Source organism: Pseudomonas sp. WS 5027 (genome assembly GCF_012985695.1).
In the GTDB taxonomy this organism is placed as follows: Bacteria; Pseudomonadota; Gammaproteobacteria; order Pseudomonadales; family Pseudomonadaceae; genus Aquipseudomonas; species Aquipseudomonas hygromyciniae.
In genome coordinates, this window is record NZ_JAAQWU010000002.1 from 213,553 (window position 1) to 238,451 (window position 24,899).

Sequence of the window (24,899 nt, forward strand, 5' to 3'; positions counted from 1 at the left end):
ATGGGACTTACAGAACCTGACGCAAGAACGCCTGTGCCCGTGGATCCTTCGGCGAATCGAAGAACTGCGCGGGCGCTGCGTCTTCCAGTAGTTTGCCGTGATCGAAGAACAACACCCGATCCGCCACTTCCCGGGCAAAACCCATTTCGTGGGTGACGCAGACCATGGTCATGCCTTCCAGGGCCAAGGTTTTCATGACATCCAGCACTTCGCCGACCATCTCCGGGTCCAGCGCCGAAGTAGGCTCGTCAAACAACATGACCTTGGGCTCCATGGCCAACGCCCGGGCAATCGCCACGCGCTGTTGCTGGCCACCGGAAAGCCGCGAGGGAAACTCGTTGGCTTTCTGTGCAATGCCGACCTTCTCCAGCAACGCCAGGGCCTTGGCCTCACGCTCTTTCTTGCCGCGCTTGCGCACGACTTTCTGCGCCAGGCACAGGTTTTCCAGCACGGTCATATGCGGGAACAGGTTGAAGTGCTGGAACACCATGCCGACTTCGCGACGATAGGCGTTCACATCGGTCTTGGGGTCGGCCAGTTGCAAGCCGTCAATGCTCACCGAGCCTGAATCGAACTCCTCCAGGCCATTGAGGCAACGCAGGAACGTCGACTTACCAGAGCCGGACGGGCCGATCACCACCAGCACTTCGCCCTTGGCCACCTGGGTGGTGACGTGATCCACGGCGCGGACCACGTGCCCACGGGTGTCGAAGACTTTTACCAGATCGCGGACTTCAATCACTTTGGGCGAGCCTCCGCTCAAGCCGGCTGGCCATTTTCGACAGCGGCAGGTTGATCAGCAGGTACAGACCTGCGACACAGAACAGGATTTCAAACGGCGAAAACGAGGTGGTGATGACCTCGCGACCACTTTTGAGCAGCTCGGTAATGGCGATCACCGAGACCAGCGAGGTGTCCTTGACCAGGCTGATAAACTGCCCGGCCAACGGCGGCAACACGCGTTTGAAGGCCTGCGGCAACACCACGTGGCGCATCGACTGGCTGGCGCTCAAGCCCAGTGAGCGGGCCGCTTCGCCTTGGCCACGGGCAATCGACTGCACGCCCGCACGCACGATTTCTGCCACGTAGGCGCCGGTAAACAGCGACAGCGCGGCGATGCCGGCGAACTCACGGGACAGGTTCAGTACCGTGCCGATAAAGAAGTAGAAAATGAAGATTTGTACCAGTAGCGGCGTGCCGCGCACCAGTTCTACGTAGATCGTCGACAGATCGCGCAAGGTCGGGTTATTCGACAAACGACACAGGCCCGTCGCCAGGCCGATGAACAGGCCCAATACCCCCGAGACCAGCGACAGCCACAGGGTGGTCCACAAACCCCACATCAACGGGCCAAGCGCCCAATGCCGGGTCACACCGATTACATCGCCTTCGGCCACATCGTCGCCACGGGCCACTTGCAGGCTGTTTTCGGCTACCGTCAGGTGCTGCTCGGCGCCTGCGTCATTGCGCAGGGTGACTTCAGCGACATCGCCCTTGCGCACCAACTCAACCACGGTGGAAATATCCGCCGCCCGCTTGGACTCTTCAGCCTGGTAGGCGAAGTATTGCGGCACGCGGTTCCAGCGCCATTCGTAGGACATCAGCGAGGTGGCGTAGTACAACGCGCCGGCCATACCGACCAGCACCAGCACGGTCAGCAGGTGCCAGGGCCATTGGGCTTTTTTCTGTTTCATTGCTCAACATCCATCAAGGTCGGGGCAAGCCCCTCTGTGGCGAGGGAGCTTGTTGTGGCGAGGGGGCTTGTCCCCCGCTGGGTGGCGAAGCCGCCCCTGCAAGGCTTACCCAGCTGTATCAGATAGACCGCAGGGGTTGGTTTTGGGGCGGCTTCGCCACCCAGCGGGGGACAAGCCCCCTCGCCACAACAGCCCCCCTCGCCACAACTGGCTTATTCCATGTCCTTGAGCCACTCGGAGCTCTTGAACCACTTGTCATGGATGCGATCGTAGGTGCCGTCGTGCTTGATCTGGTGCAGGAAGTTGTTGATGAAGTTGATGCTGTCGTAATCACCCTTCTTCAGACCAAATGCCAGAGGCTCGTAGGTGAAGGGTTCTTCGAGGTACACCAGCTTGCCATTGCCGACTTTTTTCTCGGCAACCACGTTGTACGGCGCGTCGTAGACAAAGGCGTCGGCCTTGCCGTTGACCACGTCAAGCACACCTTCCTGCTCGTTGTCGTAGCCGTGGTACTTGGCCTTGGAGATCAGCTTCTTGGCCACCATCTCGCCGGTGGTGCCGAGCTTGGAGGTCAGGCGATATTTCTCGTCATTCAGGTCTTTATAGGACTTGATGGTGCCTTCCAGGTCCTTGCGGATCAGCAGGGTCTGGCCAACCACGATGAACGGATCGCTAAAGTTCAGGCGCAGGTTGCGTTCCTGGGTCAGGGTCATGCCGCTGCCGATCATGTCGAACTTGCCGGTCAGGAAGGCCGGGATGATGCCGTCGTAACCGGTGGAGACCAGCTCCAGCTTGACCCCCATGGACTTGGCCATCGCTTTGAGCAGGTCGACTTCGAAACCAATGATTTCGCCGCGCTTGTTGGTCATTTCGAACGGCATGTAGGTCGGATCCATGCCGACTTTCAAGGTGCCGCGCTTGACCGCGTCGTCAATCGCCCCGGCCTGGGCCGTATTGACTGCCAGCAAGGCTGTAACACCGAGCATCAGCATCGAAAGATACTTTTTCATCACCAAGTCCCCTGACTCATTTTATTTTGATGCAGGCCTTAGAACGGCTGCACTATTTCTTCGGGGAGCGATGCTAACCCACTCGCCCACTGGCACAAAGGTCTAGCCGGGATTTGTTGGCGGATATGACAGAAAAACCCTACAAAACGCCGGAGAAAAGCGTAGTTAGACGGCTTGCCACAGAGGGTGCGGCTCCAGGACTTATGTAAGCAGTTGTGACCGTCACTCGATCTCCGACAACCAATCCGTGTCCCGGAACCACTTGTCATGCAGCCGATCGTAGGTGCCGTCCTGGGCAATCTGATTAAGGAAGTGATTGATCCAGTTCAGGCTGTCGTAATCGCCCTTCTTCACCCCAAACGCCAGGGGCTCATAGGTAAAAGGCTGTTCCAGGGCCAGCAACCCGCGGTTCTGCGGCTTGGCCAGGGCGATCAGGTTATAGGGCGCATCATGGACAAACGCATCAACCTCACCGCTGACCACCTCACGTACGCCTTCCTCCGCCGTGGTAAAGCTGCGCAGCTGGGCAGCTCCCAGGAAGCGACGCGCCGCTGCTTCGCCCGTGGTGCCGTCTGCCGCAGCAATCCGGTAGTCGGCTTCGTTCAAGTCTTCAATGCTGCTGACCTTGCCGGCCAGACGCGGGTGGAGCAGGACGGTCTGGCCGACAATGATGAATGAATCACTGAAGTTGAGTTGCAGGTTGCGCTCCTGGGTCACGGTCATGCCGCTACCGATCATGTCGAAGCGGCCGGCCAGCAGGCCCGGGATCAGCTCGGTATAGGCCACCGGGACCCATTCGAGCGTCACCCCCAGGGCATTGCTCATCTCTTCGAGCAGGTCGACTTCAAAGCCAATCACGCGCCCGTGCTTGTCAGTCATTTCAAAGGGCACGTAGTTGGGGTCGGTCCCCACCTTCAGTACGCCGCGTCGCACGGCGTCATCGATGGCGCCTGCCTGTGCCATTTGCACTTGTAGCAACACGACAATGCCCAGCAGCAGTGTCGACCAGTAACCCTTGATCATGAAAAGCCCCTTTTTCATTAAGCAGACGCGCACCGGGCGTTGCGGGTTTAGCGCAAACCAGAGGCGGTCGATGCAGATTTGGGGGGCGATCCTAACCCACTGGCAGGCACGGCAATACGCCTTGAACCAGGGTCTTTTGTATCGAAGTTAGAAGGTTGAGACGGAAGCGACAGGCGCTGTAGGACGGGGGTATCAAGCGCCCCCGAGACAGGTCTCGGGGGCGTCTGAATCAGGCAAGTTGAGCCTGGGATGACAGCGGCTTGAGCGGCAGCAACGGCGCATGGGGATCGGCCTTGACCGACTCGCGCCAAGCACCAAGCCATTCGGCGTGCCCTTCGCTCCAGACCTGCTCATGCAGGCGGGCCAGGGCCACCGGGTCGCTGAGCAAGGCCACGCGCTCGTTGTTGTTCAGCCCCGCGGGGCCGACTTTCAACGCATGCCGTACGCGATCGGTACGCAGCCACTCAATCGGCTCCGCCTGACCATGGCGAGAGGTTGCCAGGGCGCAGGCCAGGGCGTTCTGCTGCGGATCGACCACTGCCCGTACAAAACCGTCATTGAGTGCATGCCAACGGTTTTCGTGGGTGTAGAGGTCGGTCGACAGCAGCGCCTGCGGCGGATTGTATTCCTCGGGGATCAGGAACAGGCTTTCGTCGCGGGACTTGAGGCCCAGTTTGACCCGGCTGGAGATCACCGAGACCGGGATCGACAGCATCAGCGAACCGACAATCGGCACCAGCCACCACAGGAAGCTTGGGTTCAACCACACCACCAGCAGCGCCCAGAAGAAGCCCAGCAAGGTCTGCGGGCCGTGGCGCTTGACCGCCTCGCTCCATGGCGTGGAGTCGTCGTCACGTTGCGGCGAGTTCCAGGTCGCGGCCCAGCCGAGGAACGCGGCGAGTACAAAGCGGGTGTGGAAAATCATCCGCACCGGCGCCAGCAGCATGGAGAACAACATCTCCAGGAGCATCGACAAGGTCACCTTGAACTTGCCACCGAACTCTTTCGCGCCCTTGGCCCAGATCAGGATGATGCTCAGCAATTTAGGCAGGAACAGCAGCACGATAGTGGTGGAGAACAGCGCCACCGCCTTGTCCGGATGCCACTGCGGCCACAGCGGGTACAACTGGCGTGGCGCCATGAAGTACTGCGGCTCCATCAGGGTGTTGACCGCCAGCAGCGCCGTGGACAGTACCAGGAACAGGAACCACAACGGCGCCGACAGGTAGGACATCACGCCGGTGAGGAACACCGCGCGGTGTACCGGGTGCATGCCCTTGACCAGGAACAGGCGGAAGTTCATCAGGTTACCGTGGCACCAGCGACGGTCACGCTTGAGTTCGTCCAGCAGGTTGGGCGGCAGTTCTTCGTAGCTGCCCGGCAAGTCGTAGGCAATCCACACGCCCCAGCCGGCACGGCGCATCAGCGCGGCTTCAACAAAGTCGTGGGACAGGATGGAACCGGCGAACGCACCTTTACCCGGCAATGGCGCCAGGGCGCAGTGCTCGATAAACGGCTTCATGCGGATGATCGCGTTATGGCCCCAGTAGTGGGATTCGCCCAACTGCCAGAAGTGCAGGCCGGCGGTGAACAGCGGGCCGTAGACGCGGGTAGCGAACTGCTGCATGCGCGCATACAGGGTGTCCATGCCCGAGGCCCGTGGCGCGGTCTGGATGATCCCGGCGTCCGGCGTGGCTTCCATCAGGCGCACCAGGCTGGTCAGGCATTCGCCGCTCATCACGCTGTCGGCGTCGAGGACCACCATGTACTTGTAGTCACCGCCCCAGCGACGGCAGAAGTCGTCGAGGTTACCGCTCTTGCGTTTGACGCGACGGCGACGGCGGCGATAGAAGATCTTGCCAAAACCGCCGGCCTCGCGGCAGACGTCGAGCCAGGCTTGCTGTTCGGCGATGCAGATATCGGCGTCGTTACTGTCGCTGAGCACGAAGAAGTCGAAACGATCCAGGTCACCGGTAGCGGCCACCGACTCAAAGGTCGCACGCAGGCCGGCAAATACCCGGGGCACGTCTTCGTTGCAGATCGGCATGACCAGCGCGGTACGCGCCTCTTTCGGGATCGGCTCGTCGCCGGCGCTTTTGCCGGAGATGCGGTACTTGTCGTGACCGGTGAGCAGCTCGAGGAAACCCATCAGCGCAGTCCAGAAACCTGCCGAAACCCAGCAGAACAAGATCCCGAACATGATCAGGATGCTGGTTTGCAAGGCGTATGGCAGTACCTGGGTGGCCGTTTGCAGCAGGGTCTGGTTGCGCACCTCGTCAAAGTCGACGAAGGACCAGCCCTGGTACGGCATGATGCCTTTCATGTACCAGCCGGCCACAATCGTCTGGCCTAGCATCAGCACCAGCAGAATATAGCGGCGGATCGAACCGACGGTGCGCCAGCGCGCAGCCGGCAGCACGCGTTCGTCCTTGGGCGGCGCAGGTGGGTTGCTGCGGCCGGTCAGCCGGCGCCAGCCGCGTACCAGGATATTGGTACGCCAAGGCTCGGGCACCACCTTGGTACGCCGGATCGGCGGAGTGGCCTTGAGGCAAACCCGGCCAGCGGAGTCGAGCACCAGCATTTCGGCGTCTTCGAGCTCTTCGGCCGTGTTGAGGGTCAAGCGGCGGCCAACCGACGCCTGCGCGGCGTCCACCGGTGCGTCAAAGGTCGACGACGACAGGCGCTCGTGCAGTTCGGAGAAGGACTTGCAGCCCGCCAGTTCGGCGCGCTGCTCGTCGGTCATCGGAAGATGCGCCAGATACTCGGCAAGAGTCTCTGGCTGGACTTGGGAGTTACTCATCGGCAGGCAACTGATTGCTCCAGGTTTCAGTCAGGACTTGTTCTGTCTTGACCGGTTCCGGGGTGGCTGGGGCAGCTTCTGGCTGCTTGTCTTGCTTGTCCTTGGCGTCTTTCTTGGCCTGTTTCTCGTGTTGCTTGGCCAGGGCTTTGTCAGCCTTCAGAACTTGGGTGGAAACCTGCTCAGGCTCAGGCTTGACGATGTCCTGGACCAGGGCCGCACGCATTTCGGTCGGTTTGCCTGCGTCCTTGATCTTCAAGCGCAGGGTCAGGCGCCAGCCTTTGGTGTGCGGGTTGTAGCGCACGCTGTTTTCCACGACTTCGCCGTTTTCACCGACGCTGACCTGGCTGCGTACTGCCGCATCGGGCTTCAAGGCCTTGAGGGACGGGCCCTCGAAGTCCACCAGGTAGGCCACGCTGCCGTCTGGTTGGCGGATCAGGTTGGACTGTTTCACATCACCGGTAGAACGCAGGGTCTGCTTGACCCAGGCACTGTCCGGCGAGTGGAACGGTGCATCGTTGAGCGTCCAGTGCAGGCGGTAGGCGATATCCAGCGGCTCACCAGGCTTGGGCAGCTCGGCCGGGCTCCAGAACGCAACGATGTTGTCGTTGGTCTCATCGGCAGTCGGAATCTCTACCAGGTCGACGGAACCCTTGCCCCAGTCACCTTCAGGCTCGATCCAGGCGCTTGGGCGCTTGTCGTAGTTGTCGTCGAGGTCTTCGTAATGGCTGAAGTTGCGACCACGCTGCAACAGGCCGAAACCACGCGGGTTTTCTACCGAGAAGTTGCTGACCGACAGGTGTTTTGGGTTGTTCAGCGGGCGCCAGATCCACTCGCCGTTGCCGGCATGGATCGACAGACCGCTGGAATCGTGCAGTTCACGACGGTAGTTGAGGACCTTGGACGGCTGGTTGGCGCCGAACAGGAACATGCTGGTCAGCGGGGCAACCCCCAGTTTGCTGACCTTGTCGCGCAGGAACATCTGCGACTTGACGTCAACAATGGTGTCGGTGCCCGGGCGCAGGATCAGGCGATAGGCACCGGTGGCCCGTGGTGAATCCAGCAGGGCAAAGATCACCAGGTGCTTGTCACCCGGTTTTGGACGCTCGATCCAGAACTCGGTGAAACGCGGGAACTCTTCGCCGGACGGCAGCGCGGTATCGATCGCCATGCCACGGGCGGACAGGCCATAGACCTGGTCCTTGCCCACGACGCGGAAATAGCTGGCGCCAAGCATGGTCATGATTTCGTCTTGCTTGTCGTCCTTGTTGATCGGGTACAGCACACGAAAGCCGGCATAACCCAGCTGATCGGTGGCTTTAGGATCAAACTTGACGTCGCCGAAATCGAAACGCGTCGGGTCGTACTTGATTTCCTGGACGTCGGTCGCGGTGATTTCGTTGATCTTCACCGGCGTATCGAAGTGCATGCCCTGGTGATAGAACGACAGTTTGAACGGGGTTTTCTGCTCGGCCCACTCGGCTTTTTCATTGCGGAAACGAATTTTCTGGTAGTCAGCGAATTTCATTTCGCGGAATTCGTTCGGCAGATTGCTGCGCGGGGCTTCGTATTTCTGCCCGGCCAGCTCTTTTGCCTTGGCCGATACATCGTCCAGACTGAAAGCCCACAGTTGACCCGCGCCGAACAGGCAAAACAGGGCGGAGCCCGTCACCAGTGCGTTTCGTAACCGTTTGGCAGACAATTTTGGTGCATTACAGGGACTAACAATCACGAGCAACCCTCGCCGAAAACAGATCAAAAAACCAACGGCCAGCTATCTATATGCCAGGTTGGCGAGCATTGTTCCGACTCCGACCGGGCTAAATGATTCCCCATCGGCAAGCGGACAAGTCTCTACCTAAGTCAAAAATGGATCAATTTACGCTGATCCCCGTAGCGCGCGATTATCTAGTAGCCCGTGAGATAACGCAGCAGGGGCAGCGAAGTATTTGTAGCGAAAACTGGGGTTTTTACGCATTAAAAGTCGTTTTTCATACAATCAGGTCTGCAAAAGGAAGGTGACAGGCCCGTCATTGACCAAATGCACCTGCATATCCGCGCCAAAACGCCCCGACGCCACAGTGCCATGCAATTGTTGCGCTTGTAGCAACAAGTGCTCGAAAAGCGCTTCGCCCAACGCCGGAGGTGCAGCCGTGGAGAAGCTGGGACGCAAGCCGCTCTTGGTATCGGCCGCCAGGGTGAACTGAGACACCAGCAGCAAACCACCGCCAATATCCTTCAACGACAAGTTCATCTTGCCCTCGTCGTCACTGAACACCCGATAGTTAAGCAGCTTATGTAACAACTTGTCGGCACTGGCCGCTGTATCTGAAGGCTCGACGGCCACCAGCACCAGCAAACCCTGGTCTATCGCCCCCACCACTTCGCCTGCCACCTCGACCCGGGCGCCGCGCACCCGTTGTAAAAGCCCTTTCATGCTTCTTCTGGCGGCAGATCAAGCAGGCGCCGTGCCATCTCGTTCGTTGCTCGCACCAGCGCATCCGTGATTCCAGGCTCGGCGGCAGAATGACCAGCCTCGCGGATCACCTGCAATTCGCTGTTCGGCCAGGCTTGATGCAATTCCCAGGCGTTGTCCAGCGGGCAGATCATATCGTAGCGGCCATGCACGATGACGCCAGGCAGATGAGCGATCTTGTGCATATCGCGAATCAACTGGTCGGGCTCGAGGAAGGAATTATTGGTGAAGTAGTGGCACTCGATACGCGCAATCGACAAGGCGCGCTGGGGCTCGGAGAAACGCTCGATCAACTGCGGGTTGGGGCACAGGCCCAGCATACGGCCTTCCCAAGTAGACCAGGCCTTGGCGGCATGCATCTGGGCAATCTGATCGTTACCGGTCAGGCGCTTGTGATAGGCGCTGATCATGTCGTGGCGTTCTTCCACAGGGATTGGCGCAATGTAGTCCTGCCAGTAATCGGGGAACAGACGGCTCGCGCCAGCCTGGTAGAACCATTGGATATCCTGGGGGCGGGCCAGGAAGATGCCGCGCACGATCAGACCAAGCACACGCTCTGGGTGGGTTTGCGCATAGGCCAGCGCCAGGGTCGAGCCCCAGGAGCCACCGAACAGCACCCATTTTTCAATACCCAGGTGCTCGCGAATGCGCTCAAGGTCGGCGACCAGATCCCAAGTGGTGTTGTTTTCCAGGTTGGCCCGTGGCGTGGAGCGCCCGCAGCCACGCTGGTCAAAGGTGACGATGCGGTACAGGTTGGGATCGAAATAGCAACGGCTGTTGGCATCGCAGCCGGCACCGGGGCCGCCGTGGATGAAGACAACGGGCAAACCTTGCGGGGAACCACTTTCGTCGACATACAGCGTGTGGGTTTCATCGACGGCCAGATCGTGCCGGGCGTAGGGTTTGATCTGCGGGAACAAAGTCTGCATTGCGCGCTCCGTAAGGGGTCGGTTCCATCCCTGGGGGGACGTCTATTATTTTGCCGTCTGGCATCATAAACCCGAATTGTGCAATGAGCATGTCCTTGAGGACTTAGACCTGTGTCAGCGATCCGCCAGGAAGATTCACGGAACCCAATGTGGGAGCGGGCTTGCTCGCGAAAGCGGTGGGTCAGTTGATAAATATCTGACTGTTCCTCTGCTTTCGCGAGCAAGCCCGCTCCCACAGTTTGATTCTCGTTGACTCAGGTGTAGTGCTTCTGGCCCCAGGCCAGAAATCCTTGCAACAACTGCTTCAACACCACCCGCGTCGGCTCGGCCAAATCCGCCCGATAGCGAAACGGCTCAAACTCCTCCATATACGTGCACTGCCCCAACTCCAGTTGCACCGCATGAATATCCTGCGCCGGGTTGCCGTAGTGCCGGGTGATGTGCCCGCCCTTGAAGCGCCCGTTCAGCACATGGCTGTACTGCGGGTGCGCCGCGCAGATGGCTTCCAACTGGCTGGCCAATCCAGGATCGCAGGCGGCGCCATTGAAGGTGCCGAGGTTGAAGTCCGGCAGCTTGCCGTCGAACAGGTGGGGGATGACCGAGCGAATAGAATGCGCGTCGAACAGCAGCGCATAGCCGAACTCGGCCTTGAGCCGTGCCAGTTCGCGCTGCAGGGTCTGGTGATAAGGCATCCAGATCTGCTCCAGGTAGGTCGCCCGCTCCGCCTTCGACGGCTCCTTGCCTTCGATAAACAACGGCACACCATCAAACAACGTCGACGGAAACAGGCCCGTTGTCGCGCCGGCATACAGCGGCTTATCGTCAGATGGCCGGTTCAGGTCGATGACAAACCGCGAATACTCGGCCGCCAGGGTGCTGGCCCCCAGTTCCGCAGCAAAATCGTACAGCGTGGGGATATGCCAGTCGGTATCCGGCAGGCTTTGTGCCTCGGGAATCAAGCCCGCCTCCACCGCAGGCGTCAGGCGCAACCCGGCGTGGGGCATGCTGATCAGCAGCGGGGTGCTGCCTTGTTTGAAGTTCAGAACCTTATCCACAACGCTACTCCTTACACAGTGACGTCGACGCCGTGGCGTACAACGCGTTTATCCAGCTCGCCGCCCAGCCAGTAGGCCAGGTCGGCGGGACGATCGATCTGCCAGGCGACAAAGTCCGCGACCTTCCCCACTTCCAGCGACCCATGGGTGTCGCCCATACCCAGCGCCGTAGCGGCATGCCGGGTGGCGCCGGCCAGGGCTTCTTCCGGGGTCATGCGGAACAAGGTGCAGGCCATGTTCAGCATCAGGCGCACGGATAAGGCCGGCGAAGTGCCAGGGTTGAGGTCGCTGGCAATCGCGATCTTCACTCCGTGCTTGCGCAAGGCGTCCATCGGAGGCAACTGGGTTTCACGCAGGAAATAGAACGCCCCCGGCAATAGCACGGCGACAGTGCCGGAGGCGGCCATGGCGATGGCATCCTCTTCGGTCATGAATTCCAGGTGGTCCGCCGACAACGCCTGATACCGCGCCGCCAGGCTCGAACCGTGCAACGACGACAGTTGCTCGGCGTGCAGCTTGACCGGCAAGCCCAAGCGTTGCGCGACTTTGAATACGCGCTCGACCTGCTCGGTGGAGAACGCCAGGTATTCGCAGAACGCATCCACCGCATCCACCAACCCTTCAGCGGCCAGGGCCGGCAGCATTTCGTTGCAGATATGCTCGATGTAGTCGTCGGCGCGATCCTTGTACTCCGGCGGCAACGCATGGGCCGCCAGGCACGTGGCGCGCACGCTGACCGGCAGTTCCTGGCCCAGGCGCCGTGCCACCCGCAGCATCTTGCGCTCGTTGGCCAGGTCCAGGCCGTAGCCGGACTTGATCTCCACGGTGGTCACGCCATCGCGCAGCAAACTGCGCAGGCGCTTGCGGCTGCTGTCGAACAGTTCATCTTCGGTCGCCGCACGGGTCGCGCGTACGGTGCTGGCAATGCCGCCACCGGCGGCGGCGATCTCGGCGTAACTCACGCCCTGCAACCGCTGCTCGAATTCACCGCTGCGGTTGCCGCCAAATACCGTGTGGGTATGGCAGTCGATCAGCCCTGGAGTGACCCACGCGCCCTGCAAGTCATGGGTGTGCGTGTAGTCACCACGCGGCAGCTCGGCCCGGGGGCCGATCCACTCGATCAGCGTGCCAGCCGTGACTATCGCGCCATCCTCGATGATCGAGTACTCGCCCTGGGCCATGGTTGCGATGTGGCAGTGTTGCCAAAGCGTTTTCATCAACGCCTCCCTAAGTTATCGGTGAGACAAAGCCGGGTCGTAATGGACCTTGGCTGCTTGCCCGGCTGCGGGCTTGACCCACAGCAGGTAGGCGAGGACCAGCAACACGATCCACACGGCGCCCACCATCAGCGCGGCCTGGGTGTCCGGGAAGTAGCCCAGTACGCCAAAAATAAACAGCATGAACACAATGGCCGCCGCCGGTGCATAGGGCCAGAACGGTACCGGGAATTTCAGCTCGGCGATCTGTTCCTTGCTCATCGAGCGGCGCATGGCCACCTGCGTGACCAGGATCATCAGCCATACCCAGACGGTGGCGAAAGTGGCAATCGAGGCAATCACTAGGAACACGTTTTCCGGGATCAGATAGTTCAATACCACGCCGCCCAACAGCGCGGCGCCCATCACCACCACGGTCATCCACGGCACACCGTGGCGCGACAGTTGCGCAAAGCCCTTGGGGGCCTGCCCTTGCTGGGCCAGGCCGTACATCATGCGGCCTGCGCCGAAGATGTCACTGTTGATGGCCGAGACCGCCGCTGAGATAACCACGATGTTGAGGATGGTCGCCGCCGAGCCAATCCCCAGATTGCTGAAGATCTGCACGAACGGGCTGCCCTGGCTGCCGATCTGCGGCCATGGGTAGATGGCCATCAGCACAAACAGGGTCAGCACGTAGAACAGCAGGATACGCAGCGGTACCGCATTGATCGCCTTGGGGATCACCCGTTGCGGGTCCTTGGCTTCACCGGCAGTGATGCCAATGATTTCGATGCCGCCAAAGGCAAACATCACCACCGCAAACGAAGCGATCAGGCCGCCCACGCCATTGGGCATGAAGCCGCCATGGGCCCACAGATTGCTCAGTCCACTGGCTGGCGCGTCACCGGCCGAATGCACGCCGAACAGCATGATGCCGAAGCCACCGAGGATCATCGCGACAATCGCGCCGACCTTGAGCAGCGACAGCCAGAATTCCATCTCGCCAAACACCTTGACGTTGCACAGGTTCAGCCCGCCGATCAGCAGGACAATGTCGAGCACCCAGACCCAGCGTGCGACTTCGGGAAACCAGAAGCCCATGTAGATGCCGAAGGCCGTGACGTCCGCCAGGCAGACAATGATCATCTCGAAAGCGTAGGTCCAGCCGAGGATAAAGCCGGCCATCGGGCCCAGGTAGGTACTGGCGTACTGGCCGAAGGAGCCGGACACCGGGTTGTGCACGGCCATTTCACCGAGGGCGCGCATCACCATGAATACGGCAGCGCCACCAATCAGGTAGGCCAGCAACACCGCCGGGCCGGCCATCTGGATGGCCGAGGCGGAGCCGTAGAACAGCCCGGTGCCGATCGCCGACCCCAGTGCCATGAAGCGAATATGGCGGGCGGTCAATCCGCGTTTGAGACCTTGTGCTTGCTGGTGCATTTCTCGTCCCTAATTATTGTTATGCAGGGAAAAACGCTCCCCTTTGTAGGAGCGAGCTTGCTCGCGAAAAACCTGAGAACGCCACGGGGCGTCAGGTTTTCCGCATCATCGTTAACGATTTTCGCGAGCAAGCTCGCTCCTACAGGGGGCCTTGTGCTTAGAGGCTTGGTAGCAGCTTGGCGGGTACCAGCTCGTTCAGGCAGCGGCTGGCCAACAGCTCACTGGCGGCATTGATGTCCGGGGCGAAGAAGCGGTCCTTGTCATAGAACCCCACTTTGGCGCGCAGGATCCCACGGGCCTGTTCCAGCTTCGGCGAGGTTTTCAGGCCATCGCGCAGGTCCAGGCCCTGGCACGCGGCCAGCCATTCCACCGCGAGAATGCCACGGGTGTTTTCAGCCATTTCCCACAGGCGCTTACCGGCAGCCGGCGCCATCGAAACGTGGTCTTCCTGGTTGGCCGAGGTCGGCAGGCTGTCGACGCTATGGGGATGGGACAACGCCTTGTTCTCACTGGCCAAGGCCGCAGCGGTCACCTGGGCGATCATGAACCCGGAGTTCACCCCGCCGTTGCCCACCAAAAATGGCGGCAGTTGCGACATGTGCTTGTCCATCATCAACGAAATACGGCGCTCGCTGAGGGAGCCGATTTCGGCGATGGCCAGGGCCATGTTGTCGGCGGCCATCGCCACCGGTTCGGCGTGGAAGTTACCGCCGGATATCACATCACCCTCGGCGGCAAATACCAGCGGGTTATCCGACACCGCGTTGGCTTCGACCACCAACACCTCGGCCGCCTGGCGCAACTGGGTCAGGCAGGCGCCCATGACTTGTGGCTGGCAGCGCAGGGAGTACGGGTCTTGGACCTTGTCGCAGTTCTGGTGGGACTGGGACACCTGGCTGCTGTCACCAAGCAGGTCGCGATAAGCGGCCGCCGAGTCAATCTGCCCACGCTGGCCACGGGCCGCATGAATCCGCGCGTCGAACGGCGAGCGCGAGCCCAGCACGGCTTCCACGGTCAGGCCACCACAGGCGATGGCGGCGGCGAACAGGTCTTCACCTTCAAACAGACCGCGCAGGGCGTAGGCGGTGGAGACCTGGGTGCCGTTGAGCAGCGCCAGGCCTTCCTTGGCGGCCAAGGTCAGGGGCGTGAGGCCGGCGATTTTCAGCGCTTCGGTAGCCTCCAGCCATTGCCCTTTGTAGCGGGCCTTGCCTTCGCCCAGCAGCACCAGGGACATATGGGCCAGCGGCGCCAGGTCACCGGAAGCACCCACCGAACCCTTGAGCGGGATATGCGGATAGACCTCGGCGTTGATCAGGGCGATAAGCGCGTCGATCACCTTGCGGCGAATCCCGGAGAAACCCCGGCTCAGGCTGTTGACCTTGAGCACCATGACCAAGCGCACCAGCGCATCGCTGATCGGCTCGCCCACCCCGGCAGCGTGGGACAACACCAAAGAGCGCTGGAGGTTTTCCAGGTCTTCGCTGGCGATACGGGTCGAGGCCAGCAGGCCAAAGCCGGTGTTGATGCCATAGGCAGTGCGGTTCTCGGCAAGAATCTGCTCGACACAGGCAACACTGGCTTCGATCTGCGCCGTGGCGCTGTCATCCAGGCTGAGGGTTACCGGCTGCTGGTAGATGGCACGCAGTTGGGCAAGGCTCAGTTGGCCTGGAATCAGATTTAGCGCAGTCACATTCATACTCCTTTTTGAAATAGGGTTCAGTGCAAATTCGGTAGAGCGTGGTTCAGCAAATCGGTGTTCTTGAGCAGCTGGGCGGTGGTCGCGATATCCGGCGCCAACCAGCGGTCCTCTTCATAGGCCGGGACGTGCTCGCGCAGCAGGCGCCAAGCGGTGTGGGTGCCGGCGCCGAAGCTTTGTTCCTTGAGGAACTCAAAGGCTTGGGCCGCCAGCAGGTATTCGATGGCGAGGATCTGGGTGACGTTGTCTAGCACCGCGTGCAGCTTGAGCGCGGCATTGGTGCCCATGCTCAGGTGGTCTTCCTGCAGGCCCGAGGTGACGAAGTTGTCGAGCACCGCCGGCTGCGCCAGTTGGCGATTCTGCCCACAGAGGGACGCGGCAACGTACTGCACGATCATCATCCCCGAGTTAACCCCGGGGTTGCTCACCAGGAAAGCCGGCAAGCCGCTGACGTGGGGGTTGATCAGGCGGTCCAGGCGACGCTCGGCGATGGAGCCGATCTCGGCCATGGCAATGGCCAGCATATCCGCAGCCAGTGCCACGGATTGGCCGTGGGGGTTGGCCTGGGACACCACGCGGTAGTTGTCCGGCGTGCCCAGCAGCAACGGGTTGTCGGTGGCGCCATTGAGTTCGGTTTCGATCTGCCGGGTGGCGTGCTCCAACTGATCGCGGGCGGCACCGTGGACCTGGGGGATCGAGCGGATGCTGAGCGCGTCCTGGGTACGAATGCCACGGCTGGCGGCAATTACCTGGCTGCCATCGAGCAAGGCCCGCAGGTTGCTGGCGACCTGCTGCATGCCCGGGTGGGGTTTGAGGGCGATGATCTGCCGATCGAATGCGTCGATCTGGCCGCGTTGCGCTTCAAAGCTCATGGCACCGACCACATCGGCCCATTGCAGCAAATGGTGGGCATCGGCCAGGGCCAGGCAACTCAGGCCGCTCATGCACGGCGTACCGTTGACCAGGCTCAAGCCGTCCTTGGCGCCGAGCACCACGGGCTGCAGGCCTTCGGCGGCCAAGGCGGCCTGGGCGGTAACGATCTGCCCGCGATAGCTGACATTTCCTACACCCAGCAAGGCAATACCGATATGGGCCATATGGGTCAGGTAGCCCACCGAACCCTGGGACGGCACTTGCGGGGTGATGCCATGGTTGAGCAGCGCCAGCAGCGAATGCACCACCTGCGGATGCAGACCGGATTTGCCCTGGCAGTAATTGATGATGGCGGCGCAAATAATGGCGCGGGTCTGTTCATCGCTCAGCGGCGCACCGACACCGCAGGCGTGGCTGAGCAAGGTGTTACGCGACAGCTGGCTCAGTTGCTCGCCCTTGAGCGATACATTGCACAGGGCGCCCAGGCCGGTGTTCACACCATAGGCGCGCTCGCCGCTGCTGACGATGCGTTGCACGATGGCCTGGGCATTATCGATGCGCGCCCAGGCCTGGCCCGACAGCGCAAGCTCGGCGCCGAAGCGGGCGACGGCGACCACGTCCTGCCAGTGCAGGGGGGTGTCGGCGATGATGATTTTTTTAGCCTGGGACATCTTCATACCTTCTTCAATTCTTTTGCAGCCTTGCCGGCCTCTTCGCGGGCAAGCCCGCTCCCACAGGGGAACGCACTCCAAATGTGGGAGCGGGCTTGCTCGCGAAGAGGCCAGCCAACTCACCACAAAACCCGGCTCAGACCACCGCCGCCCGCCGCTGAACAAACCGGTCCACGTACTCATCCGCCGGCGAATGCAAGATCTCCCGCGGCGTGCCGACCTGGATCAGCTTGCCGTCCTTGAGGATCGCGATGCGGTTGCCAATACGCACGGCCTCGTCCAGATCGTGGGTGATAAACACGATGGTCTTGTGCAGGGTCTTTTGCAGCTCCAGCAACTGGTCCTGCATCTCGGCACGGATCAGCGGGTCGAGGGCGCTGAACGCCTCGTCCATCAGGATGATGTCGGTGTCGGCCGCCAACGCACGGGCCAGGCCCACCCGTTGGCGCATGCCACCCGACAGCTGGTGCGGGTATTTGTTTTCGTAGCCCTTAAGGCCCACGGTCTGGATCCAGTGCAACGCACGCTCGGCGCACACTTGCTTGCTTTCGCCGCGCACTTTCAGGCCGTAGGCCACGTTGTCCAGCACGCTCTTGTGGGGCAACAGGCCGAAGCTCTGGAACACCATGCTGATCTTGTGCCGACGGAACTGGCGCAACGCGTCCATATCCAGTTGCAGAATGTCTTCGCCGTCCACCAGGATCGCGCCGCTGGTGGGGTCGATCAGACGATTGAAGTGGCGCACCAGGGTCGACTTGCCAGAGCCCGACAGGCCCATGATCACGAAGATCTCGCCGGTGCCGATGCTCAGGGACAGGTCATTGACGCCAACCACGCAACCGGTCTGCGCCAGCACCTGGTCTTTGGTCTGGCCTTGGCCAATAAGCGCCAGGGCTTCTTTGTCCCGCGCGCCGAAAATCTTGAACACGTTTTTAACTTCGATTTTGCTGACAGTAGTCATTTGCTCGCCTCATGCCGTGGACGACCATAGGCCTGGGTAATGCGGTCGATGACCACTGCGAGAATCACAATTGCCAGGCCAGCCTCCAGGCCACGCCCGACGTTGAGGGTCTGGATGCCGACCAGTACGTCTTCCCCCAGGCCACGGGCGCCGATCATCGAGGCGATCACCACCATCGACAGGGCCATCATGGTGGTCTGGTTGATCCCGGCCATGATGCTCGGCAGGGCCAGCGGCAGTTGCACGCCGAACAGTTGCTGCCAGCGGTTGGCACCGAAGGCATTGATGGCTTCCATCACTTCACGGTCCACCTGGCGAATGCCCAGGTCGGTCAGACGAATCAGCGGCGGCGCGGCGTAGATCACCGTGGCGAAAATCGCCGGCACCTTGCCCAGGCCAAACAGCATCAATACCGGGATCAGGTACACGAAGCTGGGCATGGTCTGCATGATGTCCAGCAGCGGCATCAGCACCGAGCGCAGACGATTGCTGCGCGCCGAGAGGATGCCCAGGGGAATACCGATCAGCACCGAAATCACCGTGGCCACCATCATCAGCGCCAGGGTCTGCATCAGTTTGTCCCACAGGCCGACCGCGCCGACCAGGAACAACAGGCCGACGATCACCGCCGTGGTCACTACCTTACGGGTCGCGTGCCAGGCAATGCCGCCGACTATCGCCAACATCAGCCACCAGGGTGCTGCGCGCAGCAGGCCTTCCAGGTTGACGATGGCCCACAGCAAGGTGTCGGAAATCTGCCGGAACACATCACCGTAGTTGGTCACCAATGCATCGACCCAACCGTTGACCCAGTCGGCGATGGAAAACGTAAAACTCTCAGGAAACATAACGTGCTCTCGATCCAGTGGAGTGTGGCCGGGTACCCGGCTGCCTTTTCAGGGTAGCCGGGAGCACTGTGCCTACAAGGCCGCGTCGATTTTCTTGGCTGCGTCTTCACTGACCCAGGCGTGCCAGACTTCCGGGTGTTCCTTGAGGAAGATCTTCGCCAGCTTCGCTGAGTCAATGCGCTCTTTGCTCATGCGCGCCAGGTTCTGGTTGAGCAGGTCGATCGGCAGGTTGACCTTCTCCAGCACCGCCACCAGTTCCGGGGCCTGCTCGTGGAACGTCTTGGACAGGCCGACCTTGATGGTCACGCTCTTGTCCACGCCGGGCTTTTCGTCGAGTTTGACCAGGTCTACCTGGCCCATCAGCGGCGTCGGCGACCAGTAGTAGAACAGGATCGGCTCGCCACGCTTGTAGCTCGATAGCACCGCAGCATCCAGCGCCGGGCCGGTGCCTGGGCGGAAGTTGGTGTAGGAATTTTCCAGGCCGTAGCTCTTGAGCATTTCGCTGTTGTCCAGCTCGCAGGTCCAGCCGGCCGGGCAGTTGTAGAAGCGGCCCTTGCCGGGCTCTTCCTGGTCCTTGAATACCGCGGAATACTTGGCCAGGTCGGCAATGTTTTTCAGGTCCGGCGCCTTGGCTTCGAGCTTGCGCTTGGCGTCGCCTTCGATCACGTAGCGCGGCACATACCAGCCTTCAACCGCACCAACCACGGGGGCGCCGACGCCCACGACCTTGCCGGCTTTCTCAGCCTTGTTCCACACTTCGCTGCGGCCGACCCACTCTTCGGCGAAGACCTGGATATCGTTGCTGCCCAGGGCGTTTTCCATGGTGATGGAATTGCCCGGCAGGCTATCGGTTTTGCAGTCGTAGCCTTTTTCCAGGACCACTTGCAGGACGTCGGTCAGCAGCATGCCGCTTTCCCAGTTCAGGCCGGCGAATTTCACCGGTTTGCCCGACTCGCACCAGCCGGCCGCCTGAGAGGCGCCAGCAACGGCCAGCAGGCCTGCGGCGAGCAATGGGGTCAGCAGGGTCTTATGCATTTTCATTGTGTGACGCTCCCAATCATGAAATGGATTACGGCAGTCAAAAGGCATCCTGCCTCGTCCACGTCCCATCAGGCTTGTGCAAGCTGCCCGGTTGTTGTTGGTGTAGCGCCCTGCTCTACCGGCAGGATCAGTCGTTCTGGAATCGCGCCGTGCCATTTTTTCGCACACACGTAATACAGGGCGGCGGGCAGTACCAGGCCGATGATCCAGGAAATATCCACCCCGCCCAGGGTGTCCACCAGGGGGCCGGTGTAGAACTTGGTGGCGATGAACGGCAACTGCACCAGCACCCCGAACACATAGACGCTGATACCTAGCGGGTTCCACCGGCCATAGCGACCGTTCGGATCGGCCAGCGCCGGCACGTCATAGCGATCGCGGGTGATGCAGTAGTAGTCCACCAGGTTGATCGCGCTCCATGGCGTAAAGAACGCCAGCAAAAACAGGATGAAGGACTTGAACGCACTGAGGAACGAGTGCTGGCCGAGCAACGCGATCAGGGTCGCCGCGCCGACGATCAGCAGCACGAAAACCAGGCGCTGCAAGCGCGTCACCTCCATGCGCCCACGAAAACCGCTGACGATGGTCGCAATGCACATGAAGCTGCCGTAGGAATTGAGCGTGGAGATGGTGACCTTGCCGAACGCGATGCTGAAGTACAGCAGCGCGGCCGTAGCACCGGTGCCCCCCAGGCCAACGATGTAGGCCACTTCGTTACCGGCAAATTGCCCGTTGGACATGGCCGCGGCGAACACCCCGAGGATCATCGCCACCTGGGCACCGATGACCGAACCTGCGCCTGCGGCCAGAAAGGTTTTCACCGAGGACGTATTGCGCGGCAGGTAACGGGAATAGTCGGCCACGTAAGGCCCGAAGGCGATTTGCCAGGATGCCGCGAGCGACACCGCCAGCAGGAAACTGCTCCAACTGAAGTGGCGGATTTGCAGGAGTGCGCCAACATCGGTCTGGCTCATCAGGCGGCTGAACAGGTAGACAAAGGCAATCACCCCAATGACGCTGGCGACACGACCGATGAAGTGGATCACCCGGTAACCGAGCACCGTAACCAGCACGATGACACTGGCAAAGATAAGGATGCCGACGCTGTCGCTGACCCCGAACAACTGGCCCAGCGCCTGGCCGGAAAGCACGGTGCCGGTGGCGGTGAACCCCAGGTACATCAGGCACACCAGCACGATCGGAATGGCCGCGCCATACACCCCGAACTGCACCCGGCTGGAGATCATCTGCGGTAGGCCAAGCCTGGGTCCTTGCGCCGCATGCAATGCCATCACCGCGCCGCCCAGCACTTGACCGATCAACAGACCAATCAACGACCAGAACACATCGCCGCCCAGCACCACGGCCAGGGCCCCGGTGACGATCGCGGTGATTTGCAGGTTGGCACCCATCCAGAGGGTGAACTGGCTAAATAGACGACCGTGTCTTTCCGCTTCCGGGATGTAGTCGATCGAACGCCTTTCGATCAACGGGGTGGAGCTTGCACGTGCGTCTTTTGCAGCCATGGGGGTTCAACCTCTAATGGATTGTTTTTCGGTAGTGCAGATAAAACAGGTCTTGTGTACACAGCCGATCAAATGTGGGAGCTGGCTTGCCTGCGATACGCACGACGCGGTCTGTCAGGCAGACCACAGTGCTGCCATCGCGGGCAAGCCCGGCTCCCACAGGAACCGAGCCAGGCGCTACTTGATCATCGGGAGGTTGAGGCCCTGTTCCTTGGCGCAGTCGATCGCGATCTGGTAACCCGCATCGGCGTGACGCATCACCCCAGTGGCCGGGTCGTTGTGCAGCACGCGAGCAATCCGCTCGGCGGCTTCATCGGTACCGTCGCAGACAATCACCATCCCCGAATGCTGGGAGAAGCCCATGCCTACACCGCCACCGTGGTGCAGCGAAACCCAGGTCGCGCCGCTGGCGGTGTTGAGCAGTGCGTTGAGCAGCGGCCAATCGGACACGGCATCGGAACCGTCCTGCATGGATTCGGTTTCGCGGTTGGGGCTGGCCACCGAGCCGGAGTCCAGATGGTCACGGCCAATCACCACCGGCGCCGACAGCTCGCCGCTGCGCACCATCTCGTTGAATGCCAGGCCAAGTTTGGCGCGCTGGCCCAGGCCGACCCAGCAGATGCGCGCCGGCAGGCCCTGGAAGCTGATGCGCTCGCGGGCCATGTCCAGCCAGTTGTGCAGGTGGGCGTCGTCGGGGATCAGTTCTTTGACCTTGGCGTCGGTCTTGTAGATATCTTGCGGGTCGCCCGACAGAGCAGCCCAACGGAACGGGCCGATGCCACGGCAGAACAACGGGCGGATGTAAGCCGGCACAAACCCCGGGAAATCAAAGGCATTTTCCACGCCTTCTTCTTGCGCCATCTGGCGGATGTTGTTGCCGTAGTCGAAGGTCGGAATGCCTTGTTTCTGGAACTCGAGCATCGCTTTGACGTGCACGGCCATCGACTGTTTGGCCGCCTTGATCACGGCGGCAGGCTCGGTCTTGGCGCGGGCGCGGTATTCGTCCCAGGTCCAGCCAACTGGCAGGTAGCCATTGAGCGGGTCGTGGGCGCTGGTCTGGTCGGTGACCATGTCCGGGCGCACGCCGCGCTTGACCAGCTCCGGGAGGATTTCGGCTGCGTTGCCCAGCAAGGCGATGGAGATGGCCTTGCCTTCCTTGGTGTACTTGGCGATGCGCGCCAGGGCGTCGTCGAGGTCGGTGGCTTGTTCGTCGACATAACGGCTGTTCAAGCGGAAGTCGATACTGACCTGCTGGCATTCAATGTTCAGCGAGCACGCGCCGGCCAGGGTCGCGGCCAGGGGCTGGGCGCCGCCCATGCCGCCAAGGCCGGCGGTGAGGACCCAACGGCCTTTGAGGTTGCTGTCGTAATGCTGGCGACCAGCCTCGACGAAGGTTTCGTAGGTGCCCTGGACGATGCCCTGGCTGCCGATGTAGATCCAGCTGCCGGCGGTCATCTGGCCGTACATGGCCAGGCCCTTGGCATCCAGTTCGTTGAAGTGTTCCCAACTGGCCCAGTGCGGCACCAGGTTGGAGTTGGCGATCAGTACGCGGGGCGCGTTGCTGTGGGTCTTGAACACGCCCACCGGCTTGCCGGATTGCACCAGCAGGGTTTCGTCGTCATTCAGATGGGTCAGGCTTTCGACGATCTGGTCGTAGCACTCCCAGTTACGCGCCGCGCGGCCGATACCGCCGTACACCACCAGCTCTTTGGGGTTCTCGGCCACTTGCGGGTCGAGGTTGTTCATCAGCATGCGCAGCGGTGCTTCAGTCAGCCAGCTTTTGGCGGTAAGCGTGTTGCCACGGGCGGCGCGGATTTCAACGTCGCGGTACTTGGTAGGCTTGTTCTGGGAAAAGTCAGTCACAAAAAACTCCTCAGCAATCGATGCGCGAACACGATGGTGCGAAGAGGATGTTTAGCGACTCTTATGCACACACCTTTACTTGTACATACAAGCATATGCAATCAAGCGGCCAACTTCAGTGACATGTGCTTAAGATTTTCTTGGTGGGTGCGTGTAAGCCTTGGAAACAAAGGCCTCTAGGCTTGATGAAATTTCTTACAGAGGTGAATGGCATAGACGGAGAGTTGTTACAAAGGCAAGGCATTGCGCCATGCTGGGGCATTCGGTAACAACTTGGTGCGGGACTGGAAACAGATTTTGTAGCCTATGAAGATCCAAATGTGGGAGCGGGCTTGCTCGCGAATGCGGTGTGTCAGCTAACGCTTGCGGTGACTGATACAGCGCATTCGCGAGCAAGCCCGCTCCCACATTTTTAATTGCGTGCAGTCAGTTCGATAAGGCAGCAGCGGCCTGTCGCGCTGATATCCAGCAACCCAGTGTTACCGTCCACCTGCAAACAATCATGATGCCCCAGCACTTGGCCTAGCACCTTCACCTCATCCGCCACACTGAACACCAGCACGGTGTGCGCGGTGCTGAAAAACTGCTGCACCCCGTCCACCCACTGCAAACGTGCGTGGTAACGCTGGGGCGAATAGATCAGGTTGAAATCGCGGATCGGCCCGGTGATCAGGCGGCACGCCACTTGGCTTTCACCGCTGAAGGCAAACGGTTGCAGCGGTAACAATCCGCGCTGCTCCTCGCCATCCACCGTCAGCACCATGCCCGCCCCCTGGATCACGGTGATGATCCGCTGATACCCGGCAAACGTGGAAAAGCCGCCCGATTCGCCGATATCGGCAATCGACAGGCGCCAGCCAAAACCGTCGAGACCATGGCCTGCGTCACGGGTGATTTCTTCGGTGCTGCCGCCGCCGTTCTTCCACGGCATACGAACGTAATCGGCAGCGCGCCAGACCTTTACTGCATTCATTTGCTGAAACGTCCTTCGAGGCTATGCCGGGAACCAGGGTGGATCAGACGCGCAGCAGTCACCGGCTGGCGCCCGGACCAAGTGCGCCGGCGAATCAAGAGGCACGGCTCGCCGGCCTCGATCTGCAACAGCTTGCATTCCTGCGGGTCGGCCAGAATCGCCTCCACCACATGCTCACCCTCGGTCAGCGGTGCGACCTGGTTGAGATAGGCGTAGGGGGTTTGCTGAGTGAAATCCTGTTGCAGGTACTCGGGGGCGACCAGGGCGTTGACGAAGCGGTCTTCGATTTGCACCGGGATATCGTTTTCGTAGTGCACGATCAGCGAGTGGAACACCCGCCCGCCTTCACGCATTTCCAGGGCCACGGCACGCTCGGAACCGGCGGCCTCTTCGCCCAGGGTAATGACCTTACAGGTGTGGCGATGGCCTCGGGAGCCAATCTCATCGGCGATGTTATGCACCTCGAACAGCGCCGACTGGCTCTTGGGCTCGGCGACAAAGGTACCAACACCTTGCATGCGCACCAGCAGACCTTCGGCGGTCAGTTCCCGCAGTGCCCGGTTGATGGTCATGCGGCTAAAGCCCAGTTGGTTGACCAACTCGCTTTCAGAAGGCACGCGATAGTGCGGCGGCCAGTTGCCGTTGAGAATCTGCTGGCTGATCATCTGCTTGACGCGGGCATACAAGGGCGCCGGACTTTCGTCCATGTGGGCAGCCAGCGGGGACTTGGCGGGCGGAGTCGGCACGGGGAATCCTTGCAGGGGGAAAAGATGCATAGATTGCCGGAGTTTACCGAGCAGGCAAACGTCTGTATATGTATA

General features: G+C 61.0%; 20 protein-coding genes and 1 pseudogene. All 21 read right to left on the reverse strand.

Features of this window, described 5'->3' with window-relative positions:
- Positions 1-7 precede the first annotated feature (7 nt).
- Entirely contained in the window at positions 8-742 is a 735-nt protein-coding gene (locus tag HBO09_RS03895; protein ID WP_029295984.1) for an amino acid ABC transporter ATP-binding protein, read from the reverse strand.
- On the reverse strand, positions 735-1,694 hold the full coding sequence (locus HBO09_RS03900) for an amino acid ABC transporter permease (protein WP_057958060.1): 960 nt from the start codon (positions 1,692-1,694) through the stop codon (positions 735-737). The genes HBO09_RS03895 and HBO09_RS03900 overlap by 8 nt, the downstream gene beginning before the upstream one ends.
- A gap of 212 nt (positions 1,695-1,906) precedes the next feature.
- Positions 1,907-2,704 carry a transporter substrate-binding domain-containing protein gene (locus HBO09_RS03905; RefSeq protein ID WP_169991996.1) on the reverse strand — a complete coding sequence of 266 codons (798 nt, stop codon included), beginning with the start codon at positions 2,702-2,704 and terminating at the stop codon, positions 1,907-1,909.
- 222 nt (positions 2,705-2,926) lie between these two features.
- Positions 2,927-3,727, reverse strand: coding sequence for a transporter substrate-binding domain-containing protein (locus tag HBO09_RS03910; protein WP_169991993.1), 801 nt, complete (start codon positions 3,725-3,727; stop codon positions 2,927-2,929).
- Between the two features lie 229 nt (positions 3,728-3,956).
- A complete protein-coding gene (mdoH, locus tag HBO09_RS03915) occupies positions 3,957-6,527 on the reverse strand; it encodes a glucans biosynthesis glucosyltransferase MdoH (RefSeq protein WP_169991991.1) in 2,571 nt (856 codons plus the stop codon).
- On the reverse strand, positions 6,520-8,256 hold the full coding sequence (locus HBO09_RS03920) for a glucan biosynthesis protein G (protein ID WP_346266402.1): 1,737 nt from the start codon (positions 8,254-8,256) through the stop codon (positions 6,520-6,522). The genes mdoH and HBO09_RS03920 overlap by 8 nt, the downstream gene beginning before the upstream one ends.
- Before the next feature lie 267 nt (positions 8,257-8,523).
- Positions 8,524-8,961 (reverse strand): D-aminoacyl-tRNA deacylase, encoded by a 438-nt coding sequence (dtd, locus tag HBO09_RS03925; protein WP_169991986.1) that lies wholly within the window; start codon positions 8,959-8,961, stop codon positions 8,524-8,526.
- Positions 8,958-9,929, reverse strand: coding sequence for a prolyl aminopeptidase (gene pip / locus HBO09_RS03930; protein WP_169991984.1), 972 nt, complete (start codon positions 9,927-9,929; stop codon positions 8,958-8,960). The genes dtd and pip overlap by 4 nt, the downstream gene beginning before the upstream one ends.
- Before the next feature lie 254 nt (positions 9,930-10,183).
- Positions 10,184-10,984: an N-formylglutamate deformylase gene (gene hutG, locus HBO09_RS03935; protein ID WP_169991982.1), complete on the reverse strand. Its 801-nt coding sequence runs from the start codon at positions 10,982-10,984 to the stop codon at positions 10,184-10,186.
- 11 nt (positions 10,985-10,995) lie between these two features.
- On the reverse strand, positions 10,996-12,201 hold the full coding sequence (gene hutI / locus HBO09_RS03940) for an imidazolonepropionase (protein WP_169991980.1): 1,206 nt from the start codon (positions 12,199-12,201) through the stop codon (positions 10,996-10,998).
- A gap of 15 nt (positions 12,202-12,216) precedes the next feature.
- A complete protein-coding gene (locus HBO09_RS03945; protein WP_169991978.1) occupies positions 12,217-13,626 on the reverse strand; it encodes an amino acid permease in 1,410 nt (469 codons plus the stop codon).
- 44 nt (positions 13,627-13,670) lie between these two features.
- Positions 13,671-13,757, reverse strand: a pseudogene (locus tag HBO09_RS28780) (outer membrane lipoprotein carrier protein LolA); the annotation flags it as partial.
- A gap of 26 nt (positions 13,758-13,783) precedes the next feature.
- The gene (gene hutH / locus HBO09_RS03950) at positions 13,784-15,322 is read right to left on the reverse strand and encodes a histidine ammonia-lyase (RefSeq protein WP_169991976.1); all 1,539 of its coding nucleotides are present in this window, start codon (positions 15,320-15,322) and stop codon (positions 13,784-13,786) included.
- Positions 15,323-15,342: 20 nt separating this feature from the next.
- A complete protein-coding gene (gene hutH / locus HBO09_RS03955) occupies positions 15,343-16,866 on the reverse strand; it encodes a histidine ammonia-lyase (protein WP_169991974.1) in 1,524 nt (507 codons plus the stop codon).
- 136 nt (positions 16,867-17,002) lie between these two features.
- Positions 17,003-17,827: a glycine betaine/L-proline ABC transporter ATP-binding protein gene (locus tag HBO09_RS03960; RefSeq protein ID WP_169991972.1), complete on the reverse strand. Its 825-nt coding sequence runs from the start codon at positions 17,825-17,827 to the stop codon at positions 17,003-17,005.
- On the reverse strand, positions 17,824-18,675 hold the full coding sequence (locus tag HBO09_RS03965; protein WP_169991970.1) for a proline/glycine betaine ABC transporter permease: 852 nt from the start codon (positions 18,673-18,675) through the stop codon (positions 17,824-17,826). The genes HBO09_RS03960 and HBO09_RS03965 overlap by 4 nt, the downstream gene beginning before the upstream one ends.
- A gap of 72 nt (positions 18,676-18,747) precedes the next feature.
- Positions 18,748-19,716, reverse strand: a complete 969-nt coding sequence (locus tag HBO09_RS03970; RefSeq protein ID WP_169991968.1) for an ABC transporter substrate-binding protein — start codon at positions 19,714-19,716, stop codon at positions 18,748-18,750.
- A 68-nt stretch (positions 19,717-19,784) separates the two neighbouring features.
- Positions 19,785-21,242, reverse strand: a complete 1,458-nt coding sequence (locus HBO09_RS03975) for a cytosine permease (protein ID WP_169991966.1) — start codon at positions 21,240-21,242, stop codon at positions 19,785-19,787.
- Between the two features lie 177 nt (positions 21,243-21,419).
- Complete coding sequence (gene hutU, locus HBO09_RS03980) at positions 21,420-23,105, reverse strand: urocanate hydratase (RefSeq protein WP_169991964.1); 1,686 nt, start codon at positions 23,103-23,105, stop codon at positions 21,420-21,422.
- 412 nt (positions 23,106-23,517) lie between these two features.
- Positions 23,518-24,078, reverse strand: a complete 561-nt coding sequence (locus HBO09_RS03985) for a HutD family protein (protein WP_169991962.1) — start codon at positions 24,076-24,078, stop codon at positions 23,518-23,520.
- Entirely contained in the window at positions 24,075-24,785 is a 711-nt protein-coding gene (gene hutC / locus HBO09_RS03990; protein WP_240344577.1) for a histidine utilization repressor, read from the reverse strand. The genes HBO09_RS03985 and hutC overlap by 4 nt, the downstream gene beginning before the upstream one ends.
- Between the last annotated feature and the right edge of the window lie 114 nt (positions 24,786-24,899).

Bases quoted from the DNA above. Each gene is read 5' to 3' on its own strand.
- HBO09_RS03900 (WP_057958060.1), bottom strand. From the start codon at position 1,694: ATGAAACAGAAAAAAGCCCAATGGCCCTGGCACCTGCTGACCGTGCTG.
- HBO09_RS03905 (WP_169991996.1), bottom strand. From the start codon at position 2,704: ATGAAAAAGTATCTTTCGATGCTGATGCTCGGTGTTACAGCCTTGCTG.
- HBO09_RS03910 (WP_169991993.1), bottom strand. From the start codon at position 3,727: ATGATCAAGGGTTACTGGTCGACACTGCTGCTGGGCATTGTCGTGTTG.
- mdoH (WP_169991991.1), bottom strand. From the start codon at position 6,527: ATGAGTAACTCCCAAGTCCAGCCAGAGACTCTTGCCGAGTATCTGGCG.
- dtd (WP_169991986.1), bottom strand. From the start codon at position 8,961: ATGAAAGGGCTTTTACAACGGGTGCGCGGCGCCCGGGTCGAGGTGGCA.
- pip (WP_169991984.1), bottom strand. From the start codon at position 9,929: ATGCAGACTTTGTTCCCGCAGATCAAACCCTACGCCCGGCACGATCTG.
- hutI (WP_169991980.1), bottom strand. From the start codon at position 12,201: ATGAAAACGCTTTGGCAACACTGCCACATCGCAACCATGGCCCAGGGC.
- HBO09_RS03945 (WP_169991978.1), bottom strand. From the start codon at position 13,626: ATGCACCAGCAAGCACAAGGTCTCAAACGCGGATTGACCGCCCGCCAT.
- hutH (WP_169991976.1), bottom strand. From the start codon at position 15,322: ATGAATGTGACTGCGCTAAATCTGATTCCAGGCCAACTGAGCCTTGCC.
- hutH (WP_169991974.1), bottom strand. From the start codon at position 16,866: ATGTCCCAGGCTAAAAAAATCATCATCGCCGACACCCCCCTGCACTGG.
- HBO09_RS03960 (WP_169991972.1), bottom strand. From the start codon at position 17,827: ATGACTACTGTCAGCAAAATCGAAGTTAAAAACGTGTTCAAGATTTTC.
- HBO09_RS03965 (WP_169991970.1), bottom strand. From the start codon at position 18,675: ATGTTTCCTGAGAGTTTTACGTTTTCCATCGCCGACTGGGTCAACGGT.
- HBO09_RS03970 (WP_169991968.1), bottom strand. From the start codon at position 19,716: ATGAAAATGCATAAGACCCTGCTGACCCCATTGCTCGCCGCAGGCCTG.
- HBO09_RS03975 (WP_169991966.1), bottom strand. From the start codon at position 21,242: ATGGCTGCAAAAGACGCACGTGCAAGCTCCACCCCGTTGATCGAAAGG.
- HBO09_RS03985 (WP_169991962.1), bottom strand. From the start codon at position 24,078: ATGAATGCAGTAAAGGTCTGGCGCGCTGCCGATTACGTTCGTATGCCG.
- hutC (WP_240344577.1), bottom strand. From the start codon at position 24,785: ATGGACGAAAGTCCGGCGCCCTTGTATGCCCGCGTCAAGCAGATGATC.